Raw genomic sequence first — 23278 nt, 5'->3', positions numbered from 1 at the left:
CCCATCTTCATTATTACATTTAGGAGTTACGTGGTTGGCCATGCTTTTCTTTCCAAGCCATCATGATAGCCGGCCTATCCCACTCCGGCCAAAGGAGGCGAGACCCATGAATCCATCCTAGTGCGATGATCTGGATGACATCCACTTCCTGATGGCGCCCAGAAAGTCTTCACCTGCACCGAGGTGGCCCGATGGGCGCCCGAAGGGGGGAGGGCCCTGTGGCCCACGAGGCCTTCATCCGCCTGCTTCCACGACAGCCTCCCGACACGGAGGGGTGGGGGCAGGGGAGAAGGCCTTCGTGAACCCTTCGGAAGGGGCTTCCGGTCCTGGAGGGTACGACGCAATTGGAGCGGCCCGCGCCATCGGGTGGTCAAAGGGATCGGGCTTTTGCCCTTGCTCTGGGCGGGGAGGAAATCCCCCATCCCCTGTAGCTTACGGGCGTATGACACGCCGCAGGCGGGGAAGACCCCAAACGAGCCCTTTCAGGATATGCGGTAGAAGGCCAAGGAGCGGGGTTTTACGCCCGAGCATTGGGTGGATGGACGGTAGGGATTCGTCTTAGGGGGATCTGAAGCTCATTGCCTCCTCGGGCTGGTTTTTCCTGACCCGACGGAAGAGCCATTGAGACCCTTTTGCCCGAGGAGCGGGGTGAGAAGCTCTTTCGCAATGCTGAGGCATGGTAAACCGATGGCCTTTCTCGTGTTCAGGAGGGTTAGTGAAGATCGACGAAGGAACCCATGGGCTGTGGCGTTGGCGATCCAGTTGGAGGCCGGCTATACTCTTCGGCATGAAAGGGATCGAATGGGACGGAGATGGAGATTTGGCGCCCATCGGCCTGCTTGCAGGGTGTCGAAGTCCAGGCGCCGAAACGTTTTGGGGATTGCCCGGTTCTGGAGGCCGGGACGGTCCCCCATAGAGAGGGCGATGCGAATGCAGACTCCCGCCTTGATCGGGCGGAAGACCGAACAGGCGATCCTGGAGGAAGCCCTGCGCTCCGCTCAGGCCGGCGTCGGAGGATGCTGGGTGATCGCGGGAGAGGCCGGGATCGGCAAGACGCGCCTGCTGCAGGATCTCCGTCGCCGGGCCGAGGGGATGGGCTTCTATACGCTGTGGGGGACATGCTGGGAGCTGGATCGCTTCTATCCCTATGCCCCTCTGATCGCCGCTTTGCGTGAATCCACCCGTCGATACCGGCTTTCCGAGCTCACGGAGATGCTGGGTCCCTATGCGATGGGCCTGAGCGTGCTCCTGCCGGAGCTGGCCCAAGCCTTCCCGAGTTCATCCTCAGGGCTGCTCCGAGGGCCGGAGGTGGAAAGCCGCTATCGCCTGGAAGCCCTGGCTCGATTCTTCGAATGCCTGTCCCGCCGCGCCCCTGTCCTCCTGGTTCTGGAGGATCTCCACTGGGGCGATCCGTCCACACTGGAGTTCCTAAAGTTTTTCGCCGGCCGACTCGCCGATCAATCCATTCTGCTGGCGTTGAGTTATCGTCCGGAGGAGGCTTCGACCCTCCTCCTCCAGGTGCTGGCTCGTCTGGAGCGGGAGGGAGCGGCTCAGCCGCTGATGCTCCCGCCGCTGACCGAGGCGGAGACCGAGGAGATGATCCGGCTGCTCCTGCGATCGGAAGGGCGGGTGGATCCCCTCCTGCCTGATTTGCTTTACCGGCTGACGGATGGGAATCCGTTCTTCCTGGAGGAGGCGCTGGGATCCATGATCGCCTCCGGCTGGCTTCGCTTCACCGGGGACGCGTGGGTGTGTCAACCGGGGGAACGGTGGGAGGTCCCCCGCAGCCTTCAGGAGATCGTGCGACGGCGTCTTCTGGGACTTCGTGCGTCCGCGCGCCGGCTGGCCCTGGTCGCCGCCACCATCGGCCGTCACTTCGACTTCGCCCTGCTGGGAGTGCTGACCGGAATGGAGGAAGAGGCCCTGACCGCGGATCTCCAGGAGCTGATGGCCTCCGGGCTGGTGATGGAGGAGTCCGCCGATCGATTCGCCTTCCGACATAGCCTGATCCGCGAAGCGGTCTACGCCTCGATGCTGCAGCGAACCCGTCGGAAGCTCCATCGGGTGATCGGCGAAGCCCTGGAGCGGGCGGGGCTCCGCCCGGAAGCCCATGCGGGAGATCTCGCGGAGCATTTCTACGCGGCGGAGATCTGGGATAAGGCGTTCCAATATGCCGTCCGCGCTGGGGAGCAGGCCTGGGCGCTGAGTGCCCCCTATGAGGCGATCCAGTATTTCACCCGTGCCCTGGAGGCCGCCCGTCGCCTGTCCGCCCCACCTCCCCAGGCTTCCCTTTATCGGATCCGGGGGCAGGCCTTTGAGATGCTGGGGGCCTTCGAGCGCGCGGGGACGGATTATGAGACGGCTCTCCAGGCTGCCCGCCGGGCGGGAGATACGGGGGAGGAGTGGCAGGCCCTGCTGAGCCTGGGCCGCCTGTGGGCCTCCCGGGATTACAACCGGACCGGGGAATATTTCCGTCAGGCGCTGGATCTCGCCCGAACCATGGATCGCCCCGCCCTGCAAGCCCGGAGCTGGAATGCCCTGGGTAACTGGCTGGCCAACATCGGGGAGACCGCCCAGGCCCTGCAGGCTCACCAGGAAGCCCTGGCCCTTTTCCGCGCGGAAGGGGATGTGGCGGGCATGGCGGAGGCGCTGGATCTGCTGATCATCGCCAGCGCGCTTCACGGGGATCTCTTTGCCTCCGCCCGCTTCTTCGCAGAGGCAGCCCCCCTTTTCGAGGCCTTGCACGACCCGCGCCGCATGATCTCCGGCCATGCTGCCATGGTGACCAACCCGGGGTTCGGGGAAACCGTGCCCATCCCCTTGCGGAGTCTGGAGGAGATCCAACGGGAGGCGGAGGCGGCGATCGACCTGGCGCGGCGCATCCGCTGGCGCGCGGGGCTGGCGAACTTGTTGTGGGGCACCTCCTGCACCCTGGGCACGCGGGGCGCGCTGGGGATCGCCCTCTATAACGCCCGGGAAGGATGGCGGATCGCCAGCGAGATCGGACATCGCCAGTGGATGGCAGGCGCCCTGTATGCCCAGAGCTTCCTTCATCTCCTCCTGCTCCAGCCGGAGGCGGCGGTGCGCCATGCCGTCGCCGGGATGGACATCGCCCGGGAGCTCGGCTCAGCGTGGTGGCAGAACAACTTCACCGTCTGCCTGGCCCTGGGCTACCGGCTCGCTGGAGATCTGGATGGGGCGGCGCAGGTTCTCTCTCAAGCCCCCTGCCGCCCCGAGGATCCCCGGAATTTATCCGAGAGGCGGATCGCATGGGCCGCCGGGGAGGCGGCCCTGGCTCAGGGGAATCCCCACCGGGCTCTGGGGATCGCCGAGAACCTGCTGAAGAGCGCGCTGCCGACAGGGTCCGCCCAGCCCATCCCGATCCTCCTTCGGTTGAAGGGGGAAGCCCTCATGGCCCTGCGCCGCTGGGAGGAAGCCCAGGAGGCCCTGGAGCGGGCGGAGCGGGGCACGCGCCAGCGGGGGGAGCTCGCCTGGCTCTGGTCCATCCAGATCCTCCTCGCGCGGGTCCACCAGCGCATGGGACATCGACGGGAAGCCCGGCGCTGGCTGGAAGAGGCCCGCCATCGGATCGAGGATCTGGCGGGGACGATCGAAGCGCAGGCGCTTCAAACGGCGTTCCTCCAGACGGCGGGGCGGTATCTGCCCCGGGCGCGCCCTCCAACCCCCAACCAGGTCCTCCGTCGGCAGTTCGGGGGTCTCTCGGCCCGGGAACGGGAGGTGGCCCGGCTGATCGCCCAGGGCTTCTCCAATCGGGAGATCGCCGACCTCCTCGTGGTCAGCGAGCGCACGGTCACCACCCATGTGAGCCATATCCTGGACAAACTGGGGTTCCATTCCCGGGCCCAGATCGCCGCATGGGCTGTGGAGAAGGGCCTGGCATCCCCCTCCGAGCGTTAAGCGTCTTCCCCCCTTTCGACTTTCTCCGCCTTCTCCCTCCGAACGCTCCGTTTTTACGCATCCCATCCCCCAAAAATCCATAGATCCTACGATGTGGCGGAGGCCTTTCCCCGCTATGCTCGGAGGCGAAAGCACCTTCTGGGAGGCGCCCATGCTCGCGGTGCGGATCGCCTTACGCCTCATCCATGTGTTGAGCGGGGCCTTCTGGTTCGGGTCCGCCATCGGGATCGCCCTGTTGCTGGAGCCTGCTGCCGCGACCCTGGGCTCTTCGGGAACCCGTTTCATGGCGGAACTGTTCAAGCCGGGAGGTCGCACTTCCCGTTTCATGGCCGGGGCATCGATGCTCACCGTTCTGTCCGGACTGGGGCTCTACCTGATGGACGCAGGCTTGCTTCCCCCGACGGGCTTCAACCCGGCCTGGGCCTGGAGCCCCTCTGGCCTCGGGTTCCTGGCCGGGGGCAGCCTGGGGGTCTGCGCCCTGATCGTGGGGAGTTTCCTGATCCGCCCGGCGGCGGAGAAATGGGCCACCCAAGCCGCTCAGCGTCTCAACGCTCCCTCCGAATCGAAGCTTCCTGAAGCCGTCGCTTTGGGGGAGGCCCGGCTCCATCATCTCAGCCGGATCGGCGCCCTCCTGGTTTTCAGCGCCATCGTCCTGATGGCCGTGGCCCGCTATCTGCCGTGATCCCGTGTATCCGGAAGGCCTGCGTCATCCAGGAGGAGCGATCTCACAACAGGAGGAATGCCATGTCGGATCTTGAGAAGTTGCTGGAAATCGAGGGCAGTCGCGTCGCTTTTGAGTTCGCCCCTGACGGCCGGCTGGTGCGCTATGCCGCCCAGCCGGGCATCGCCCGGCAGGAGGCGGAACGGATGGCTCGCCTGGCGGCGGGGATCAGCCACATGTTCGAGCTGCTGGCCGACAGCCTGGAGGGGGCGGGGAGTTCACCCTGGCGCCCTCAGAACGGCTGGCTGTATTGCGGAGGTCACTGGACCCTTATGGTGGATAACGGCCGGCGGGGCGTGGTGGTCCGAGCCGATCAGGTGGATCTGAACCGAACGCAAGAAGCCCTGTTCGCTTTGCGCGGGCCAAGCGAATGAGAACGGACATGGGAAGGATCCACTTTTGACGGAGGAGGTTGCGATGGAGGAGCAGATCCAGACATCCCCGGAGTGGGGGGCGGATTTCTTCGGCACCCTGAATCAGATGCCGCCGGAGCCAATTGGGCTCCTCATCCACGTGCTGGAAGCGATGGGAAGCGAGCCCGCCTTCCGGGCGGCCCGGCGGGAGATGCTCCGCGCGCTCGAACTGACCCCTGGGGCGCGGATCCTGGAAGCCGGCTGTGGGACGGGAGTGGCGCTTCCTGATCTGGTGGAGATCGCGGGGCCTTCAGTGCGGGTATATGGCGTCGATCCCACGGAGGCTTTCCTCGAGGCGGCCCGACAGCGCGCCCAGGGGCTGGGGGTTGCCCACGCCGAATACCGACCCGGGGACATCCGGGGGATCCCTTATCCGGATCACTTCTTCGACGCCGCCTTCTGCGAGAAGGTCCTCCTCCACGTAGGCCCTGCCGGGGTCGCGCTAACGGAGCTGGCGCGGGTCGTCCGACCCGGAGGGCGGATTGGGGCGCTGGAATGGCAGCCGCATTTTGCTCTGAGCTGCACCCGCCCGGAGCTCGAGGCCCGCTGGAACGGTTTGCTGCGCCATGCGGTTTACAACTACCTGGCCGCGCCTTCCCTGGCCTATTACTTCAAGAAGGCCGGGCTCCAGGATGTGCGTACCCGCGTCTACGTGGCGGAGGGAGAACGCCTGGAGACCCCGCCCTTCTGGCGAGCTTTCCTGGTGGATCAGCTGCCTCTGTTTGTGGGCGCAGGCGTGCTGCCCATGGAGGAGGCGGAGGCCCTGGCGGCGGAGCTGCAGGCGTTGGACGCGGAAGGCTGCTTTCGGGCCAGCCTGATGATCTGGACGGCGGTAGGCCGCAAGCCGGACGCCCGAAGTTAAGGCCTGGGGGCCTGGAGCGAGGGCGGTAGGGATCTCTTCGGCCGGCCTTCAACAGGACAGGCGATCTCAGGCGTTCCCATCGCCGGATGTTTCCTGGGGAAGGCTTCAGGAGCCGGGCGGGGCCTCTTTGGGCCCCGCCCGGCTTCATTCTCTTTGACTCTTTGAGAGGCCAGCCGGCGCAACGGCCCGCACCAATCGCACCTGCAATCTGTGCGGTTTTACGGTGCAGGCTGGACCTGAGGCAGGGTGAGGAGGACCTCATCTTTCCCCGTTGACGGCAGGATGCAAACCGGAATGAATCCCGGCTTACTCCAATCGTGTGTTCGTGCTCCCATTTGTGAGCGGCCCTTGTTCGCAGGCGGATCTTCGCCCTCAGGTGACCTGAGTTATGATAATCGATGGTTTAAGAATCCGGGCGAAGAGGTGGAGGCATGGAGCCCCGCTTACCCCGCGGGATGCGGGACATCCTTCCCGAGCAGATGATGTTGCGCCGGTATGTGATCCGGGCCTTCGAGGAGATCTTCGAAGCCTACGGCTTCGAGCCGCTCCAGACCCCGGCCCTGGAGCTGCGCGAGACGCTGATGGGCAAATACGGGCCGGACGCGGAGAAGCTGATCTACGACGCCCGCCACCGGGAGGGCAAGGAGGAGCTCAGCCTGCGCTACGACCTCTCGGTCCCCCTGGCCCGGGTGGTGGCCATGTATCCGAACCTCCCCCGGCCCTTCAAGCGCTACCAGATCGCCCCGGTGTGGCGGGCGGAGCGCCCCCAGAAGGGACGTTACCGGGAGTTCTACCAGTGCGACGCCGACATCGTGGGCACCTCCTCGATGGCCGCGGACGCCGAGATCATCTCCCTGATCCACGAGGCCCTCACCCGCCTGGGCTTCCGGAACTTCGTCATCCTGCTCAACGACCGCAAGCTGCTGACCGGCCTCGGCCGCTACTCCGGGGTCCCGGAGCCCTTGCTGGGGAGCCTCTACCGGGCCATCGACAAGTTCGATCGCCTGGGTCTGGAGGGCGTGCAGGAGGAGATGCGCCGGTATGGGATCCCGGAGGAAGCCATCGCCCGCATGCTGGAGCTGCTCCGCATCGAGGGGGATCACGCGGAGATCCTGGGGGAGCTGTCCCGCCGGATGCAGGCGGCGGAGATCCCGGAAGGCCTGGAGGGGATTCGGGAACTGGAGGCGTTGCTTCGGTTCGTGGAGGCCATGGGGGTGCCTTCAGAGCGCTACCGGATCTCCTTCACCATGGTGCGGGGCCTGGAGTATTACACCGGCCCCATCTTCGAGACGGTGGTCACGGAGCCGAAGATCGGCTCCATCACCGGGGGCGGCCGCTACGACGGCCTGGTGGGCCTGTTCGCCAGGCAGAGCGTGCCGATGACCGGGACCAGCTTCGGCATCGAGCGGATCATCGATGTGATCCAGGAGCTGGGGATGGCCCCGCCGGACCTGCCCCGCACGCCGGTGCAGGTCCTGGTGACCGTCTTCGATGAGACCCGCATGGGGGCCTCCATCGCCCTCGCCCAGGCCTTCCGCCGGGCGGGGCTGAAGGTGATGCTCTATTTCGAACCCCGCCGCCTGGAGGCCCAGCTGCGCTATGCCCATCAGAAGGGCATCCCCTTCGTGGCCATCCTCGGCCCGGACGAGGAAGCCCGGGGCGTGGTCACCGTCCGGGACATGGGGAGCGGGGAACAGCGGACGTTGCCTCCCGAGGAGGCAGCCCGCTGGATCCGGCAGAGCCTGGGAGGGAAGGGCGATGGCCGATGAGCGGGTGGGCGTGATCGGGCTGGGGTATGTGGGGCTGCCGCTGGCGGTGGCCTTTGCGGAGGTCGGGCTGGAAGTGATCGGGGTGGATGTGGACGCGGGCAAGGTGGCGGCGCTGATGGCCGGGCGCAGCCCGATCCGGGACGTGCCGGAGGAGGCGCTGCGGGCGGCCCTGGAGAGCGGGCGGTTCCGCGCGACGACGGATTACGGGGCGCTGGCGGAGGTGGAGGCGGTTTTGATCTGCGTGCCCACGCCTTACGACGCCATGCGGGCGCCGGATCTCTCGTATGTGCGGGCGGCGGCGGAGGGGCTGGTCCCGCACCTGCGGCGGGGGCACCTGGTGATCCTCCAGAGCACGACCTATCCGGGGACGACGGAGGAGGTGGTGCGGCCGATCCTGGAGCGCAGCGGCCTGCGAGCCGGGGAGGATTTCGACCTGGCCTTCTCCCCGGAGCGCATCGATCCGGGGAACCGGGAGTGGACGGTGCGCAACACCCCGAAGGTGGTGGGCGGGATCACGGCACGCAGCACGGCCCGGGCGGCGGCGCTCCTGGAGCGGCTGGGGGCGCCGGTGCATCGGGTGTCCTCGCCGCGGGTGGCGGAGATGAGCAAGCTCCTGGAGAACATCTTCCGCAGCGTGAACATCGCCCTGGTCAACGAGCTGGCACTGCTGTGCGAGCGGATGGGGATCGACATCTGGGAGGTGATCGAAGCGGCGAAGACCAAGCCCTTCGGCTTTATGGCCTTCTATCCGGGCCCCGGGGTGGGAGGCCACTGCATCCCGGTGGATCCCTATTATCTGTCGTGGAAGGCCCGGGAATATGACTTTTACACGAAGTTCATCGAGCTGGCGGCCGAGGTGAACCAGGGGATGCCCTTCCACGTGGTGGAGAAAGTGGAGGAGGCCCTGGACCGATATGAGAGGCGGGGGTTGCGGGGGGCGCGGGTGCTGGTGCTGGGGGTGGCCTTCAAGCGGGAGGTGGATGACGCCCGCAACAGCCCGGCGGAGCGGATCATGGAGCTCTTGCTGGCGCGAGGGGCAGAGGTGGCCTATCACGATCCGTATGTGCCGCGGTTCCGGGCAGGGGGGAGCCGGTTCTACCGGGAGATCGTCGAGTGGGAGTCGGTGCCGCTGGAGGAGGGGTGGCTGCGCTGGGCGGATGTGGTGGTGATCGTGACCGGGCACCGGGCGGTGGACTATCCGAAGGTGGTGGCGACGGCGCGGCTGGTGGTAGACACCTGCAACGCCACGGCGGGGATCCCCTCCGGCTCCGCCCGTATCGTCCGCCTGGGCGCCCCCTGGCCGGACGCCCGTTGAAAAGGAGGATGAGATCCCGTGGAAGCCCGAACCTCGACGATCTCTCGAAGGCGCCTGTGGGCGGCGCGCGTTGCGGTGGTCCTCATCCTGATCGGCGCCGTATGGTTCACCGTTCGTTATCGAGATCGCTTCTCCGAATGGGCGCGCTTCGGATACCCGGCCATCTTCCTGATCAGCGCCCTGACCAACGCCACGCTGATCCTCCCCCTCCCGGGCCTGGCGGTGACCACCCTGGCGGGCGGGATGTTCAACCCGTGGATCGTGGGGGTGGTGGCCGGGCTGGGGCAGGCGGTGGGCGAGCTCAGCGGCTATCTGGCCGGCTATAGCGGCCAGACTCTGGCGGAGGAGCTCCCCCGCTACGAGCAGATCGCCCGCTGGATGCGCCGCTACGGCCCCGCCGTGATCTTCATCCTGGCCCTGGTCCCCAACCCCCTCTTCGACGTCGCCGGGATCGTGGCCGGCTCCACCCGCATGCCCCTCCTTCTGTTTTTCATCCCGTGTGCGACGGGGAAGATCCTGAAGAACTGGATCGCCGCCTGGGCGGGCTTTTACGGGATCGAGCTCCTGCAGCGATGGTTCGGCGGATGAGCACAGATCCCTGCGAACGCCTTCGATGAAGATCGATCGACGCATGTCGATGAATCGATGGCTTCAAGACGTGGCGGCGTGGGGGCTGATCACCGCCTTTCTTCTGCTGGCCCTGGCCCCGCTGCTCGTTTCCCCGGGCATCCTGATGCGGGGGGATGTGGCCCTGTATTTCTACCCTTACTGGGAGGCCGCCGCCCGCGCCACCCGGGAGGGCCGTCTCCCCCTGTGGAACCCCGATCTCTTCGCCGGAGCTCCGTTCCTGGCCAACCCGCAGGTCGGCTTTTTCTACCCGCCCAACCGGCTCCTCTCGGGGATGCCAGCTCCCCAGGCCCTGAAGGGCTCGATCCTGTTGCACGCCCTGTGGGCCGCCTGGGGGATGTATGGGCTCATGCGCCGGCGGGGCGCCCGGCCCGGCGGGGCGCTGGCCGCTGCCCTGGCCTACGCGATGGGCGGGTATGTGCTGGCCCAGGCGGAGCACATCAATCAGTTTCAGGCCCTGGCCTGGCTGCCCTGGATGGGATGGGCCTGGGCGGCCCGGTGCCCGCTGGCTCTGGGGCTGGCCGGGGCGATGCAGTGGCTGTGCGGCCACGCCCAGACGGTGTTCCTGAGCTGGACGGCGCTGGCCTTCCTCTTCGCGCCGCCGTGGCGGGAGGCGCGATCGGGAAGGGCCTGGCTCCACGCCTGGGGGCCCGGGGGGCTGGGCGGGGCGCTGGCGCTGGCCCTGAGCGCCGTCCAGTGGGTCCCGGCCCTGGAGCTGGCCGGGCGCTCCATCCGCGCCGGCGGCCTCCCCCTGAACGAAGCCCTTTCCTTTTCGCTTTCGCCGCTCTGGCTGGGTCGATCCATTCTCCCCGGTCGGGAGGCGCCGGCCTTCACCGAGTTCACGGCCGATGTGGGGGTCCTGGGGCTGCTGGCCCTGGCCGCCGGCCTCGGCCGGGGGCGGTGGCCGGTGATCGCCGGGGTCGGGCTGTTCTTCGCCTGGGGTGCCTATAACCCGCTCTACGTCGGGCTGGTCGGGGCGTTGCCGCCGCTGCGCGCCTTCCGGGTCCCGGCCCGCTGGCTGGCCCTCTGGGCCTTCGGGGCCGCCCTGGGGATCGGGGAGGGGTTCGATGGCGGCCTTCGGGGGCTCTCGATCCGGCGGGCGGGGATGTGGGCGCTGGGGGTGCTCGCCCTGATCGGCCTCGCCGTGGCGGCGGCCCCGCTGCGCCCCGCCGGGATGACCGGCCCCCTGGGGCCGGTGGAGGGCGGGCGGCTGATCGGGTGGATCGCCCTGGCCGGCCTCGGACTGCTCCTCGTCGGGCGTCGGGCGCCCCGGGCCCTGTGGCTGGGGTTGTGGGCGGCGGAGCTCATCGGCGCCGCGTGGGGGCGGCCCCTCAACCGCCTCGTCCCCCCGGAGGCCTGGTCCTTTCCCCGTCTCCCGGCTTATGTGATGGAGGACCTCGTGCGGACGGAGGGGCCGGGGGCGGGGCGGATCCTGAGCGTGGTGGACCTGCGGTTCGACCCCGGGGATCTGGGGGAGTGGCGGAGCCTCTTCGGAGATCGGCTTCCGCCCGAGGCCTTCGAGGAGTTCCTGGTGGCGCTGAAGCAGCGGGAGGCCCTGATCCCCAACCTGCCCATGGCGTGGGGCCTTCCGACGGTGGATGGCTACGACGGCGGCGTGTTGCCGTTGCGGCGGTTCATCGCCCTGGCCCAGCGCTTCGTCCCGGCGGACCGCCTGCTCCGGGACGGGCGGCTCTGGGAGAGCTTGCCCGGGATCCCGGAGCCCCGCTGGCTGCAGGTGCTGGGCGTGCGCTGGATCGTGACGGATCGCCTGCGGGACGAGTGGGTGGACGGCGTGTTCTACGACGGCGGCCTGACCGCGGACGCCTGCGGCCCGGAGGCCATCGCGGCGGGGCCATTCTCCCCGTTTGAGGCCACGGAGCTTCGCTTGCGGATGGCGTCCTCGTTCCCTCCCGGCGCCCGGTTCGGGACCGCCGAGCTGGAGCTGGCCGATGGGGAGGTCCTCCGGCTTCCGGTGGCGGCGGGGGAGGCCGGGCGGCCCTCCATCGTTCGCTGGGAGGCTCCCCGCCGGGTGGTCTCCGTGGTGTTGCGCTCGGATCCGGAGGCCTGCGCCCGAGGTGGATGGCGGGTGACGGGCGGGGCGCTGGTGGACGGACGGACGGGGGCGTTCCAGGCGCTGGTGCTGAGCCCGGGAGGCGCCTTCGCCCTGCGGTATGCCGGGGACGTCAAGATCTACGAGTTCCGACGGGCGCTCCCGCGGCTGTATGGCGTGTGCGCGGCCGATTTCGTCCGTGGGGAAGAAGCGGCGATGGCTCGCCTGACGGATCCCGCCTTCGATCCCGCGCGGCGTGTGGTGATCGAAGGCGAAGGGGAAAGGGGGGCGGGGCCGGAGGAAGGCCCGTGTCGTGGGGAGGTCCGCTGGATCCACTTCACCCCGGAGGCCCGGGAGGCGGAGGTCCGTCTGGAGCGGGCGGGGTGGCTGGTGCTCCTGGAGTCTTACGATCCCGGGTGGCGAGCGTGGGTGGACGGGCGGGCGGTTCCCGTTTATCCGGCCAACGGCCTCTTCCAGGCCATCGCCGTTCCGGCGGGGGTCCATCGGGTGCGCTGGGTGTATTTCCCATCCAGCCTGATCGCAGGCGGGATCGTCACGCTGCTCGGTGTGGCGGGGTTCAGCTTGGGGGTCCTGAGACCTCTCCTCGTCGGCCGGACCCGTGGGAGCGTCGATTGATCTGGTTGTGATGAGCGGGTCATCCCGCCGCATCGCGGTCCGGGTGGCGCAGGTGGATGCGGAGCTCGCTGCGGAGCCGGGGGTCGGTGCGGAAGACGCCGGTGAGGGCCTGGGTGACCATGCGGGCGCCGGACTTGCGCACGCCGCGCATCATGGTGCACAGGTGGGCGGCCTCCACGATGACCGCCACGCCCCGGGGCTGCAGCACCCGCTCCAGGAAGTCCGCGATCTGTCGCGTCATGCGCTCCTGAACCTGCAGGCGGCGGGCGAACAGCTCCACGATGCGGGGGATCTTGGAGAGGCCGATGATCCGGCCATCGGGGATATAGGCCACGTGGACCCGGCCGTAGAACGGCAGCAGGTGATGCTCGCACATGCTGTAGAACTCGATGTCCCGCACCAGGACCAGGTCGTTGTCCTCGGCCTCGAAGATCGCCCCATTGATCAGCTCGGCCGGGTCCATCCAGTAGCCGGCCAGCACCTCCTGGAGCATGGCCGCCACCCGGGCCGGGGTGCGGCGCAGCCCTTCGCGATCCGGATCCTCTCCCAGCGCCCGCAGCAGCGCCTCCACCGCCTCCGCCAGCCGGTCCGAATCCGGCGCTGACGTTCGGGTTTCCGCCCACGTCCTCCACACCTGCGGCTCCATGCGCCTCTTCCTCTCCCGTGAGCATCTTATCCATCTTAATCCGCCGGGGCGGAAGCAGACAAAAACCCACGCCGGGATCATGTAGGGCAACTGCGAGCAGTTGCCCTACAGCAGCCCGCCGCACTGCTTCAGCGAACGGCCTGCCTGGATGGCTCCCCGCTCCGGAGCCCTCACGGCTGCACCACCACCGGCGTCCCGATGTCCGCCCACTGATACAACTGCTCCGCGATCGGCGTGGGCAGGTTGACGCAGCCGTGGCTCATCGGCTGGCCGAAGCGGTTGTGCCAGTAAGTGCCGTGCAGGGCGTAGCCCTGGTGGAAATACATCACATAAGGGACGTTCGGCAGGTAGTAGTCCGGGCCGCGCATCGTCTGCGATCGCAGCTTGAGATAGATGTGGAAGACCCCCACCACGGTGGGCGTGCGGGCCCGCCCGGTGGAGACCTTCGTCCGCAGGATCGGAGTCTCCCCTTCGTAGGCGATGAGCTCCTGATCGCTGAGATCCACCAGGATCCAGCGCCCGGGGAAGGGCGGGCCGGGCATGGGGGAGGGAGAGGCCGTTGGGCGCGGCCGGGGCGTTGCGGTGGGCGCGGGCCGCCGCGTCGGCGAGGCCGTGGGCGAAGGGCGCGCGGTCGGCGTTGGGGGGATCAAGGCGGCGGTCGGCGTCGGACTTGGGGGGGCAGGGGACGGCGTCACGCCTTCCGGGGTGGGCTCCTCTTCCTGACCCTTCCTCATCGTCCCGGCTTCCTCCGCCATCCCCACAGGGGGATCCGCAGCCGCTGGGGGCTCGAGCGGGTGGCCCGGCCGCAGCCCGTAGAGGATCAGGATCAGGGCGATGGCGCTCAGGAGGGCGTAGCCGGCCAGGACGAAGCGGGGCCAGCGGATGGGCGGGTGCCCCCGGGCGTTCGGGTATCGACGCCGCATCCGCCGCACCAGCGCCCGGACGGCCGGATGGGTCGGGGCGGCCCGATAGGCCTGCGCTGTCCACCAGAGGGCCTCGGCGGGGGAGGAGGCCTGGAGGGCTCGTCGCACGGCTCGAAGCGCCTTGCCATCTTGCGATCCTCCGGACATCGTGTCCCCTCCTTTCCTCTCCTTTCCTTGCCTCATGGCCATCCGGCGGAGAAGCGGCGCCACGGCTACGGCAGGCGCACCCGAACCTCCCATCCGGTCCAGCCGGCCTGGCCGGCGGCGTCCACGCACGGGCGGGCGGCCAGTTCGGCCACGGTCGGCTCCGGGCGCTCCACCCCGAGCCGGTAGGTCCCCTGCGGAGCCATCTGCACGTCGGCGTAGCCTTCCGCCATCCCCGGCTTCAGGCCGGTGAGCAACGTCTCTGTCCCCTGCGGCCCGCTCACCCACAGGCGAACCCCCGCCCGGGGCCGTCCTTCGGCGTCGAAGACGTAGATGCGGAGAAGCGGCGAGGTCTCGCAACGCGTCTGGGATTCGAGGAGCGTCGGCCCGTTCGGCGCGGGAGGCGTGGCGGTCGCCTCCTCCGTGGGGGTGGGTAAGGGAGTGGGCAGGGGCGTGGGGCTGGGCATCGGCGAGGGCGAGGGAGAAGGGGATGGAGTCGGGGAAGGCGTGGCGGTTGGGATCAGGGTGGGGGACAGCGGGATGCGGGTGGGGACCGGCGTGGCCAGGATCACCACGAGCGCGGGGGAGCGCGCCCCCAGGGCCTGGGCGAGGCGCGCCAGGGCCTGGACGGTGGAAAGGGGCCAGTTCTCAAACAGGCCCCGCTCCGCCAGCGCCCGCACCCGATCCGGCAGGTCCGGCAGCCCCAGGGCCTCCAGACGCCGGCGGGAGGCGGCCGCATCCCCCTCCACAAGATCCGCCTGGGCGGCGAGGACGATCCACAGGTCCTGATAGGCGGGGGCCAGGTCGGCCGGCGTGGCGTTTCCCGGGGGCGGTGGGAAGACCTCCCAGGCCAGGAGAAGCCCTCCGCCCAGGCCGATCAGGAGGCCCAGCGTGAAGGTCAGGATCCTCGGCCCCCTCACGGCGGACCTCCGGCAGGGGTCTGCCCGCTGGCGCCTTCCAGCGCCCGGAGCAGCTCCGCGATGGCCGCGCGGGCGGCGGGCGACAGGGGAGGCGAGCCCGCGGTGAGCGGCCCGCGCAGCACCGCCACCGGATCCCCGAGGAGGGCCAGGCGGGCCCGGGCGAGGTCTGGATCCTGTTCCCGGATGTATGCCAGGGCCACCATCCGCACATACTCCGCCTGCCACTCCGGGCGGAGGTCCGCAGGGGCTACATCCACATAGCGGACCGGCCACACATGCCGGCCCAGGAGGAACCCTGCCACCAGGCCGATCCCGATCCCCAGGAGTCCGATCAGGAGGACCGCTCTCCCGCTTTTCACGATCCCTCCATGCTGTTCGGAAGAAGGATCCACTCGTTTGCGGCCGAAATGGATTTCGGCCTGCAGAGGCGAGGGGTCGCGGCGGAAGCCGCTCCTACACGGTTTCCTTCACCCCGAACCGGGCGGGAGGGGGCGGTGGAGATGGCACTCGCCACAGCCGATCTCGGGCCGCTCGACCTCCATCAGGCGCAGCGTGCAGACCGCGTAGACCCGCACCTGCTCCCGGAGGCCGAGCCAGGTCTTCGTCACCCGGGCCTCCAGGGCCAGATGCGGACAGGCGTTGGCCTGAACGATCCGCGGGACCGGACACGTGGCGCAGAGAAAAGGCTTCCACGTGCCCCCGCCGGGGGTCCGCTCGATCAGGCGACAGGCCTGCGTCTCCCGTCCGCGGTAGTAATCCGCATAGTAGAAGGGGCATTCCTCCCCATATGGCGTGCGCACCCATCCCTCCCCGTCCGTCTTTCCCCATTATAGCCCGGAGGCCGATCCCGGGGTCCCCGAGCGCGGGGCCATCTCCCTTGACATTTTCGATCAGGCAGATTATAAAAATTGGCGAAGGGCGGAAGAACGAACGTTTGCTATCCGCCTGTCCGGCTGCCCTTCGAGGAGGGACCGGGCCCGCCCGGCGGGGCGGCCGGCCCCATAATCCCGGAGGAGAGGAGGGGCCTATGTGTCGTCTGCGGATCGGTTCCGTTGTGGCTCTGATCGCGGTGCTGCTGGCGGCCTGTGCGACCCCCACTCCCGCTCCACCGGCCGCCACGCCAACGGTTGCGCCCGCTGCGCCGCCCACCCCCACGCCGGCTCCGAAGGTCGGCGCCCCTTATAAGATCGGCTTCATCGCCTCCATCACCGGTCCCGGGGCCAGCCTGGGCGTCCCGGAGCGCAACGTCGCCCAGATGGTCCAGGAGCAGCTCAAAGCCCAGGGCGGCATCGTGGGGCCGGACGGGGTCCGTCACGAGGTGCAGATCCTCATCTTCGACGACGAGAGCAAGAACGACACGGCGGCCACCGTGGCCCGGCGCCTGATCGAGCAGGAGGGCGTGGTGGTCCTGGTGGCCGGCACCCTCAGCGGGCCCAGCCTGGCTATGGTCCCCATCGCCACGGAGGCGAAGGTGCCCATGATCTCCATGGCCTCCGCCCGCTCCATCATCGAGGACCCCGAGACCAAGAAGGAGCGCGAGTGGATCTTCAAGCCGGTCCCCGAGAACCTCCACTCCGCCCAGATGCAGGCGGACTACCTGAAGGCGGTGGGCGTGACGAAGGTTTGCCATCTCTACGAGAACACCGCTTACGGGAAGGACACCTTCGCCAGCGCCCAGGCCGTCTTCCCGAAGGCCGGCATCGAGATCGTCTACGGGGACGCCTTTGAGCGCACCGCCACGGAGTTCCCGCAGGTGGAGAAGGTGAAGGCCAGCGGGTGCCAGGCGGTGGTTATCGGCTCCATCCCGCCCGCCTCCGCCCTGGTGAACGTGGCGGTGCGGGACGCCCTGCCCGAGGTCCGCATCGTCCACGGCCACGGCTCCTGCAGCCCGGATCTGGTCAAGAACGCCGGGGCGGCCGCCGAAGGCACGGTGATGCCCTGCGGCAAGATCCTGGTCGCCGACCAGCTGCCGGACACGGACCCGGTGAAGAAGCTCAACCTGGATTTCGTGAAGGCCTACCAGGACTTCACGAAGGGCGAGCCCATCAGCACCTTCGCCGGCCACGCTTATGATGCCCTGCAGTGGGCGATCGCGGCCCTGAAGACGCTGCCCGACGGCCTCTCCCTGGCCGAGCAGCGGGCGAAGGTCCGCGAGGCCCTGGAGGGCTTGCGCAACTTCCCGGGCACCCACGGGATCTTCAACCTGAGCCCGGACGACCATCTGGGCTTCAACTACACCGACTTCGTGATGGTGGCCGTGAAGGACGGGAAGTTCCAGATCCTGCCCCGCGATCAGTGGAAGTAACGGCGGATCCGCGGGCCCGTCATGGGGAGGGCGGCGATGGTCCGGGGATGGCGCTGGGGCGAGCGGACATGGACGAAGGAAGGCACCTGGCGCGGAGGGGTGGTCCTCGCCGCGCTGGGGATGCTGGCTTTGCTGGTCCTCCTGGGCCGGCGGCACGGGTTCGGGGCGCCGGAATATCTCCAGTTCCTCCTGGATGGGCTGCGGGGGGGCAGCATCTACGCCCTGGTGGCCCTGGGCTTCGTGCTGGTCTACCGGGTGACGGGGGTGATCAACTTCGCCCAGGGGGCCTTCGTGATGCTGGGGCCCATGCTCACCGCCTCCTTTTATGAGCGGGGCTGGCCTCCCGCCCCGGGCCTCCGCCTGGCCCTCGCCGCCCTCCTCTCGATTGGCATCGTTGCCGGGATCGGGGTAGCCGTCGAGCGCTGGGCCCTTTATCCGGCCCGGCGGGCTTCCCCCCTCACCCGCATCATCATCACCGTCGGCGTGTATCTGATCCTGGAGGGCGCCGCGCTGCTGCTCTGGGGTCCGTATGCGAAGATGATCCCCTCCTTCACCACGCTGAGCCTGGCCGATCCCACCCTCCGCTTCGGGGAGCTTCGGATCAAGGCCCAGAGCCTGTGGATCTGGGGGACCCTGGGGATCTCCCTCCTAACCCTGGCGCTGTTTTTCGGGCGCACCACCCTGGGCAAGGCGATGCGGGCCTGCGCCGTCAACCGCCTGGCCGCCCAGCTGATGGGGATCCGGGTGGACACCATGAGCACGCTGGCCTTCGGCCTGGCCGCCGCCCTGGGGGCGCTGGCCGGCATCGTGCTGGGGCCCGCCACCCGGCCGACATATGAGCTGGGGCTGGAGCTGGGCCTGAAAGGATTCGTGGCCGCCATCATGGGCGGGCTGGTGAGTTTCCCGGGAGCGGTGCTGGGGGGGCTGTTGCTGGGCGCCCTGGAGAACCTGTGGGCCGGGGTGACGGTGGCCGGGTTCAAGGATCTCTTCGCTTTCATCATTCTGATCCTCGTCCTCCTGATCCACCCGCAGGGCTTCGCCGGATCGGAGGCAGAGGTGGAGCGCGCGTGAGGGGAGGCTGGCGATGCGCTCGCCCTGGGTCGGGTTCGTGATCGGCGTCCCGTTGATCCTGGCCATCGGGCTGCTGGAAGCCTGGCAGCCCCTGGGCCTTTCCCTGCCGGCCCTCACCGGAGGCCTTCTGACCCTGGACACGATGATCCGGGCCGGCCTGTTTACCATCGTCCTGGTGGGGCTGAACCTGCTGATGGGCTACGCGGGCCAGGTCTCCCTGGGACAGGCGGCCTTTTACGGGATGGGGGCTTTCTTCTCCGCCATCCTGACGGTGCGCGCCCGGGCCCTGGGGATCCCGCCGGAACTGGCGGAGGGGTGGGCGTGGCCGTGGCTGGTGATGTTCAGCGGCGCGTTCCTGGTTGGCCTGCTGGCATATGGGATCGGGCGTCCGATCCTGCGGCTGCGGGGCCACTACCTGGCCATGGCCACCCTGGGCCTGGGGGTCGTCGTTTACATCCTGCTCCGGGAGAACCTGGGCTTCCCCCATCTGAACCTGACCGGCGGATTCGATGGCCTGCAGGGGATCCCCCGGCTGCGGCTGGGGACGCTGACCCTCTGGCCGGCCTGGCGGTATTACTTCCTGGTCTGGCTCTTCGCCTTCGGCGCCATCGCCCTTGGCCTCAACGTGGTCCGCTCCCGGGTGGGCCGGGCGTTGCGGGCGATCCACGGCAGCGAGATGGCCGCCGAGAGCGTAGGGGTGGAGGTCCCCCATTACAAAGCTCAGATCTTCGCCCTGAGCGCGGGGATGGCCGCCCTGGCGGGCAGCCTCTACGCCCACTTCCAGACCACGGTGATCCCGGCCACCTTCGGGTTCGGCCCCTCCCTGGAGCTGGTGGTGATGTCCGCCGTGGGGGGGATGGCCAGCATCTGGGGGGCTCCTTTCGGGGCGCTGACGGTGCTGCTGGTCCAGGAGATCCTGCGCACCCAGCTGCGCCGGCTGATCCCCGGGGCCCAGGGGGAGCTGGAGCTGATCGCCTTCGGTCTCATCCTGGTCCTGATCATGCTCTTTATGCCGGAAGGCCTCACCGTCTGGGGGCTCCGACGGCTTCGTGGTCGTCGGATGGCGCGCGGCGCCGCCCCGGCGGGACGCTGATTCCCACAAGGAGAAGAAAGCGAAGGATGGTTCGGATCAGCTGGAACGGCACAGGGGAGCGCGAGACGCAGCCGCTTCTGGAGGTCCTTCGGGTCTCGAAGGCGTTCGGAGGGTTGATGGCCCTGATGGAGGTCTCGCTCCGCGTCCGGCCGGGGCAGATCAAAGGGCTCATCGGGCCGAACGGCGCGGGCAAGACCACGCTGTTCAACCTGATCACGGGGACCCTGCGTCCGACCTCCGGGGACATCCGGTTCCAGGGGCGATCCATCGTGGGGCTCCCGCCTTATCGGATCGCGGCCCTGGGCATCGCCCGCACCTTCCAGAACGTCCAGCTGTTCCCGGGGATGACGGTGCTGGAGCACGTGCTGGTGGGAGGGCATCGGCACGGCCGCAGCGGGATGCTTGAGGCGATCCTGCGGGCGCCCCGCATGCGTCGGGAGGAGGAGGCCGCCCGGGCCCGGGCCTGGGAGATCCTGGAGCGGGTGGGCCTGACGGAGTGGGCGGATCATCCGGCGGAGGGCCTGCCCCTGGGGCTGCAGCGGATCCTGGAGATCGCCCGGGCGCTGGCCGCCACCCCGCAGCTGCTGCTGCTGGACGAGCCGGGCGCCGGGCTGAACCCCTCCGAAAAAGCCCGCCTCGCGGCGCTGATCCGACAGCTGAATCAGGAGGGGATCACCATCCTCCTGGTGGAACACGACATGGGCCTGGTGATGGGGCTGGCGGAGGAGATCGCGGTGCTGGATTACGGGCGGCTGATCGCCGAGGGTCCCCCGGAGGCGATCCGGCAGGATCCCCGGGTGATCGCGGCCTATCTGGGTGAGGAGGAGCTGCCCCATGTCGCTCGAGGTTGAGGGGCTGGAGGTGGCCTACGGCGCCGTGAAGGCCCTCCACGGGGTCTCCCTGCGGGTGGAGCCGGGGGAGATCGTGGCGGTGATCGGGGCCAACGGCGCAGGCAAGACCACGTTGCTGCGGGCCATCAGCGGGCTGCTGCGCCCGAGCGCCGGGCGAATCCGGCTGGACGGACAGGAGATCACCGGATGGCCGCCGGAGCGGATCGTGGCCCTTGGGGTGATCCAGATCCCGGAGCGGCGGCAGCTGTTCGCCTCCATGAGCGTGGAGGACAACCTGCGCCTGGGCGCGTATCTGCGGCTCCGCCGGGGCGAACGGAAGGCCGTGGAAGCGGACCTGGAGCGGGTGTATGCCCTCTTCCCCCGGCTGAAGGAGCGGCGCCGGCAGACGGCGGGGACCCTCAGCGGCGGCGAGCAGCAGATGCTGGCCATCGGGCGCGGACTGATGGCCTCCCCTCGCATCCTTCTCCTGGACGAGCCTTCCCTGGGCCTGGCCCCCTTGCTGGTCCAGGAGCTCTTCCGGATCATCGCCGATCTGCGCCGGCAGGGGCTTACCCTGCTCCTGGTGGAACAGAACGCCCGCCAGGCCCTGCGGACCGCCGATCGCGCCTACGTGATGGAGACCGGACGCGTCGTCCGAGAGGGGCCCGCGGCGGCCCTGCTGGAAGACCCGGCCATCCAGGTCGCGTATCTGGGAGGCGCCCCCACATCCCTCCCGGCGCCTCATCCTTCGGAGGTTGCCTCATATGCCCGTCCCACCCGAGCAGCTGCGTCAGGTGATGCGGCGGTGGGCGAGCACGGTGACGGTCGTGACCATGCGGGCCGGTGAGCAGATCCACGGCCTCACGGCCACGGCCTTCACCAGCGTCTCGATGAACCCGCCGCTGGTGCTGGTCTGCATCCAGAACGACAGCCGCAGTGACGCCCTGCTGCGGGAAGGGCGTTGCTTCGCGGTGAACTTCCTGATGGAGGATCAGCGGGAGCTCTCCGAGCGGTTCGCCGGACGGATCCCGGTCGCCGATCGCTTCGAGGGCGTTCCGTATCAGGTGGCCGTCACCGGCGCCCCCATCCTGACCCAGGCCCTGGCCTACCTCGACTGCACGGTGGCCGGCGCTTACTGGGGCGGCGACCACACGATCTACCTGGGTCTGGTGGAGGCCGCGGGGGTCCTGCGGGAGGGGGCGCCGTTGCTCTACTTCGAGGGGAGCTACCGGCGCCTGGCCATCCCGGACGGGAGGGAAGCCGGATGAGCGACATCGCGCGCCTGCGCGGCTCCCTGGTCCCCCTGGTCACGCCCTTCCGGGACGGGGCGGTGGACTGGGAGGGGTTCGCCGGGCTGATCGAATGGCAGATCGCCTCGGGCTCCCACGGCCTGGTGATCACCGGGACCACCGGGGAGCCCAGCGCCCTCACCTTCGAGGAACGGGTCGGCCTCTACCGCCTGGCCGTGGAGGTGGCCCGGGGCCGGGTCCCGATCATCGCCGGGACGGGCACGAACAACTTCGAGGAGACGGTGCGGCTTTCCCGAGCCGCCCAGGCCGCCGGCGTCGATGCCCTGCTGGTGGTGGTCCCCTATTATGTCCGGCCTTCCCAGGAAGGGCTCTTCCGTTACTTCAAAGGGGTCGCCGAGCAGGTCGACCTCCCGATCATTCTTTACAACATCCCCGGGCGGACGGCGGTCCATCTGGAGATCGACACGGTGGCCCGGCTGCGGGAGGCCTGCCCGAACATCATCGGGATCAAGGAGGCGAACAAAGACTTCGAACACATCAACCGGCTCCTGCACCGGATGGGGCGGGACTTCCGGGTCTACTCCGGGATCGAGTTGCTGTGCTTCCCGGTGCTGGCCATCGGCGGGGCAGGCTATGTCAGCGCCACGGGGAACGTGCTGCCGGACCGGGTGGCCCGGCTCTACGATCTGGTGGCGGCGGATCGCTGGCGGGAGGCCCAGGATCTCCACTATGAGCTGCTGCCCCTGAACGACGCCCTTTTCATCGAGACCAATCCGGTGCCCGCCAAGACCGCCCTGGGGATGATGGGGAAGATCTCCCCGGAGGTCCGGCTCCCCCTGGCCCCCATGCGGCCGGAGAACGTGGAGCGGCTGCGCCAGGTGTTACGCGCGTATGGCCTGATCCCATAGGGGGCTGGCAGGAGGGGCCCCATGGATACCTGGGCGATGGTCCGGGGCGGTGCTCTCAGGCGGGCCGCTCATGGAGGGCCTTGACCGGCGAAGCGGCGGGCCTCCTGGAGGGCCAGCTCACATAGCTGAGGATGGATCCATAGATCTCTACGGCTCTGGATCATATGGATCAATAGCTCGAACTCCGCCAGGGAGAGATGCCCTGTTCGCAGACCTTGCAACAGAACGCCAATCGAGCCTTTCGGTCGAAGCCCGGCCGCCCGAGCGGCCCGACGAGCCTGGAGATCATCCATCAATATCCAATCTGCCTGCAGATGAAGGGCCAAAAGGATTGTAGAAATCTCTCCTTCATCGATCCCGACGGACCATTCGGGGAGGGTGGAAGGAAGCTCTATCTTTCTAACGCGGATCAAGCCTTGGTTAGCAAGAAAGGCCGTTGCGATTGCGTCCGGCTCGCCAATCTCAAGGCCTTTCACTACAACTTCGGCGTACACTTCTTGCGAAATGAAGATTTCCTGATAAAGCCGGAGCAGCAATCCCAGCTGACCCAATTTGCCCAACGTGATCAGAGGGCCGGCGTTGCTGACGACGTTCATGCCAGCTCCTCATGGATCATTTCTTCATCGATAGGGGGGCGGACTCCATGGGCCAGGGCGTATTGAATCATCTCGCGGAGGGGAACGCCGGCCAGGCGAGCGGCCTTTCCGATCGAGACCGCTCCGGCCCGAAGCAAGACCAGGCTTTCGGCCTTGCGCAATTCGCGAAGCCCAAGGCGAAGCAGTTCATCCAGCCGATCCCGATAGGGTTCGATCTCTGTCGAGAGATCATCGGGCAGGACGAGGGTAATCCGGGACATGTTCCCTCCCGCATCCGGCTT

General features: G+C 68.5%; 22 protein-coding genes. 15 read left to right on the top strand and 7 right to left on the bottom strand.

The window, feature by feature from the left end:
• The first annotated feature begins 924 nt into the window (after positions 1-924).
• The 8 genes from KNN16_RS07335 (at position 925) to KNN16_RS07300 (ending at position 12311) form a co-directional block, all read left to right on the top strand.
• Positions 925-3918: a helix-turn-helix transcriptional regulator gene (locus KNN16_RS07335; protein WP_303900467.1), complete on the top strand. Its 2994-nt coding sequence runs from the start codon at positions 925-927 to the stop codon at positions 3916-3918.
• Between the two features lie 151 nt (positions 3919-4069).
• Complete coding sequence (locus KNN16_RS07330) at positions 4070-4600, top strand: hypothetical protein (protein ID WP_303900464.1); 531 nt, start codon at positions 4070-4072, stop codon at positions 4598-4600.
• A 62-nt stretch (positions 4601-4662) separates the two neighbouring features.
• The gene (locus KNN16_RS07325) at positions 4663-5013 is read left to right on the top strand and encodes a DUF2173 family protein (protein WP_303900461.1); all 351 of its coding nucleotides are present in this window, start codon (positions 4663-4665) and stop codon (positions 5011-5013) included.
• Positions 5014-5056: 43 nt separating this feature from the next.
• Positions 5057-5914 carry a methyltransferase domain-containing protein gene (locus KNN16_RS07320; RefSeq protein WP_303900459.1) on the top strand — a complete coding sequence of 286 codons (858 nt, stop codon included), beginning with the start codon at positions 5057-5059 and terminating at the stop codon, positions 5912-5914.
• Between the two features lie 431 nt (positions 5915-6345).
• Positions 6346-7683, top strand: a complete 1338-nt coding sequence (gene hisS, locus KNN16_RS07315) for a histidine--tRNA ligase (RefSeq protein ID WP_303900456.1) — start codon at positions 6346-6348, stop codon at positions 7681-7683.
• The gene (locus KNN16_RS07310) at positions 7673-8998 is read left to right on the top strand and encodes a nucleotide sugar dehydrogenase (RefSeq protein WP_299288219.1); all 1326 of its coding nucleotides are present in this window, start codon (positions 7673-7675) and stop codon (positions 8996-8998) included. Before hisS ends, KNN16_RS07310 begins: the two co-directional genes overlap by 11 nt.
• 18 nt (positions 8999-9016) lie before the next feature.
• Positions 9017-9586, top strand: coding sequence for a VTT domain-containing protein (locus KNN16_RS07305; protein ID WP_299288223.1), 570 nt, complete (start codon positions 9017-9019; stop codon positions 9584-9586).
• A gap of 25 nt (positions 9587-9611) precedes the next feature.
• Positions 9612-12311, top strand: coding sequence for a YfhO family protein (locus KNN16_RS07300; RefSeq protein WP_303900452.1), 2700 nt, complete (start codon positions 9612-9614; stop codon positions 12309-12311).
• Positions 12312-12330: 19 nt separating this feature from the next.
• On the opposite strand, the gene folE is transcribed toward KNN16_RS07300, so the two are convergent.
• The 5 genes from folE to KNN16_RS07275 form a co-directional block, all read right to left on the bottom strand.
• Complete coding sequence (gene folE / locus KNN16_RS07295; RefSeq protein WP_299284849.1) at positions 12331-12957, bottom strand: GTP cyclohydrolase I FolE; 627 nt, start codon at positions 12955-12957, stop codon at positions 12331-12333.
• 170 nt (positions 12958-13127) lie between these two features.
• Positions 13128-14027 (bottom strand): L,D-transpeptidase, encoded by a 900-nt coding sequence (locus KNN16_RS07290; RefSeq protein WP_303900449.1) that lies wholly within the window; start codon positions 14025-14027, stop codon positions 13128-13130.
• A 65-nt stretch (positions 14028-14092) separates the two neighbouring features.
• Complete coding sequence (locus KNN16_RS07285) at positions 14093-14944, bottom strand: hypothetical protein (protein WP_303900446.1); 852 nt, start codon at positions 14942-14944, stop codon at positions 14093-14095.
• Complete coding sequence (locus KNN16_RS07280; RefSeq protein WP_299284858.1) at positions 14941-15303, bottom strand: hypothetical protein; 363 nt, start codon at positions 15301-15303, stop codon at positions 14941-14943. Before KNN16_RS07280 ends, KNN16_RS07285 begins: the two co-directional genes overlap by 4 nt.
• Before the next feature lie 108 nt (positions 15304-15411).
• Positions 15412-15744 carry a hypothetical protein gene (locus KNN16_RS07275; RefSeq protein ID WP_303900444.1) on the bottom strand — a complete coding sequence of 111 codons (333 nt, stop codon included), beginning with the start codon at positions 15742-15744 and terminating at the stop codon, positions 15412-15414.
• A 227-nt stretch (positions 15745-15971) separates the two neighbouring features.
• Between KNN16_RS07275 and KNN16_RS07270 the strand changes: the two genes are divergently transcribed.
• The 7 genes from KNN16_RS07270 to dapA are packed head-to-tail and all read left to right on the top strand — an operon-like array spanning position 15972 to position 22401.
• Positions 15972-17249 carry an ABC transporter substrate-binding protein gene (locus KNN16_RS07270; protein WP_303900441.1) on the top strand — a complete coding sequence of 426 codons (1278 nt, stop codon included), beginning with the start codon at positions 15972-15974 and terminating at the stop codon, positions 17247-17249.
• 36 nt (positions 17250-17285) lie between these two features.
• Positions 17286-18320, top strand: a complete 1035-nt coding sequence (locus KNN16_RS07265) for a branched-chain amino acid ABC transporter permease (RefSeq protein WP_299284867.1) — start codon at positions 17286-17288, stop codon at positions 18318-18320.
• A gap of 13 nt (positions 18321-18333) precedes the next feature.
• Positions 18334-19413 carry a branched-chain amino acid ABC transporter permease gene (locus tag KNN16_RS07260; protein ID WP_299284870.1) on the top strand — a complete coding sequence of 360 codons (1080 nt, stop codon included), beginning with the start codon at positions 18334-18336 and terminating at the stop codon, positions 19411-19413.
• Positions 19414-19439: 26 nt separating this feature from the next.
• Positions 19440-20264, top strand: a complete 825-nt coding sequence (locus KNN16_RS07255) for an ABC transporter ATP-binding protein (RefSeq protein ID WP_303900437.1) — start codon at positions 19440-19442, stop codon at positions 20262-20264.
• On the top strand, positions 20248-21090 hold the full coding sequence (locus KNN16_RS07250) for an ABC transporter ATP-binding protein (protein WP_303900435.1): 843 nt from the start codon (positions 20248-20250) through the stop codon (positions 21088-21090). The genes KNN16_RS07255 and KNN16_RS07250 overlap by 17 nt, the downstream gene beginning before the upstream one ends.
• A complete protein-coding gene (locus KNN16_RS07245; protein WP_303900433.1) occupies positions 21008-21511 on the top strand; it encodes a flavin reductase family protein in 504 nt (167 codons plus the stop codon). Before KNN16_RS07250 ends, KNN16_RS07245 begins: the two co-directional genes overlap by 83 nt.
• On the top strand, positions 21508-22401 hold the full coding sequence (gene dapA / locus KNN16_RS07240; RefSeq protein WP_299284882.1) for a 4-hydroxy-tetrahydrodipicolinate synthase: 894 nt from the start codon (positions 21508-21510) through the stop codon (positions 22399-22401). The genes KNN16_RS07245 and dapA overlap by 4 nt, the downstream gene beginning before the upstream one ends.
• A 68-nt stretch (positions 22402-22469) precedes the next feature.
• On the opposite strand, the gene KNN16_RS07235 is transcribed toward dapA, so the two are convergent.
• Positions 22470-22997, bottom strand: coding sequence for a hypothetical protein (locus KNN16_RS07235; RefSeq protein WP_299284885.1), 528 nt, complete (start codon positions 22995-22997; stop codon positions 22470-22472).
• Positions 22994-23257, bottom strand: a complete 264-nt coding sequence (locus tag KNN16_RS07230; RefSeq protein ID WP_303900426.1) for a hypothetical protein — start codon at positions 23255-23257, stop codon at positions 22994-22996. The genes KNN16_RS07235 and KNN16_RS07230 overlap by 4 nt, the downstream gene beginning before the upstream one ends.
• Between the last annotated feature and the right edge of the window lie 21 nt (positions 23258-23278).

The organism is Thermoflexus hugenholtzii (assembly GCF_018771565.1).
GTDB classification, from domain to species: domain Bacteria; phylum Chloroflexota; class Anaerolineae; order Thermoflexales; family Thermoflexaceae; genus Thermoflexus; species Thermoflexus hugenholtzii_A.
This window is presented reverse-complemented; position numbering and strand designations above follow the sequence as displayed.

What these genes read in the sequence shown, in the direction of transcription:
- KNN16_RS07320 (WP_303900459.1), top strand. Translation starts at nt 5,057, where the DNA reads ATGGAGGAGCAGATCCAGACATCCCCGGAGTGGGGGGCGGATTTCTTC.
- folE (WP_299284849.1), bottom strand. Translation starts at nt 12,957, where the DNA reads ATGGAGCCGCAGGTGTGGAGGACGTGGGCGGAAACCCGAACGTCAGCG.
- dapA (WP_299284882.1), top strand. Translation starts at nt 21,508, where the DNA reads ATGAGCGACATCGCGCGCCTGCGCGGCTCCCTGGTCCCCCTGGTCACG.
- KNN16_RS07265 (WP_299284867.1), top strand. Translation starts at nt 17,286, where the DNA reads ATGGTCCGGGGATGGCGCTGGGGCGAGCGGACATGGACGAAGGAAGGC.
- KNN16_RS07330 (WP_303900464.1), top strand. Translation starts at nt 4,070, where the DNA reads ATGCTCGCGGTGCGGATCGCCTTACGCCTCATCCATGTGTTGAGCGGG.
- KNN16_RS07270 (WP_303900441.1), top strand. Translation starts at nt 15,972, where the DNA reads ATGTGTCGTCTGCGGATCGGTTCCGTTGTGGCTCTGATCGCGGTGCTG.
- KNN16_RS07335 (WP_303900467.1), top strand. Translation starts at nt 925, where the DNA reads ATGCGAATGCAGACTCCCGCCTTGATCGGGCGGAAGACCGAACAGGCG.
- KNN16_RS07245 (WP_303900433.1), top strand. Translation starts at nt 21,008, where the DNA reads ATGCCCGTCCCACCCGAGCAGCTGCGTCAGGTGATGCGGCGGTGGGCG.
- KNN16_RS07260 (WP_299284870.1), top strand. Translation starts at nt 18,334, where the DNA reads ATGCGCTCGCCCTGGGTCGGGTTCGTGATCGGCGTCCCGTTGATCCTG.
- KNN16_RS07310 (WP_299288219.1), top strand. Translation starts at nt 7,673, where the DNA reads ATGGCCGATGAGCGGGTGGGCGTGATCGGGCTGGGGTATGTGGGGCTG.
- KNN16_RS07235 (WP_299284885.1), bottom strand. Translation starts at nt 22,997, where the DNA reads ATGAACGTCGTCAGCAACGCCGGCCCTCTGATCACGTTGGGCAAATTG.
- KNN16_RS07325 (WP_303900461.1), top strand. Translation starts at nt 4,663, where the DNA reads ATGTCGGATCTTGAGAAGTTGCTGGAAATCGAGGGCAGTCGCGTCGCT.
- KNN16_RS07250 (WP_303900435.1), top strand. Translation starts at nt 20,248, where the DNA reads ATGTCGCTCGAGGTTGAGGGGCTGGAGGTGGCCTACGGCGCCGTGAAG.
- KNN16_RS07230 (WP_303900426.1), bottom strand. Translation starts at nt 23,257, where the DNA reads ATGTCCCGGATTACCCTCGTCCTGCCCGATGATCTCTCGACAGAGATC.
- KNN16_RS07290 (WP_303900449.1), bottom strand. Translation starts at nt 14,027, where the DNA reads ATGTCCGGAGGATCGCAAGATGGCAAGGCGCTTCGAGCCGTGCGACGA.
- hisS (WP_303900456.1), top strand. Translation starts at nt 6,346, where the DNA reads ATGGAGCCCCGCTTACCCCGCGGGATGCGGGACATCCTTCCCGAGCAG.
- KNN16_RS07300 (WP_303900452.1), top strand. Translation starts at nt 9,612, where the DNA reads ATGAAGATCGATCGACGCATGTCGATGAATCGATGGCTTCAAGACGTG.
- KNN16_RS07255 (WP_303900437.1), top strand. Translation starts at nt 19,440, where the DNA reads ATGGTTCGGATCAGCTGGAACGGCACAGGGGAGCGCGAGACGCAGCCG.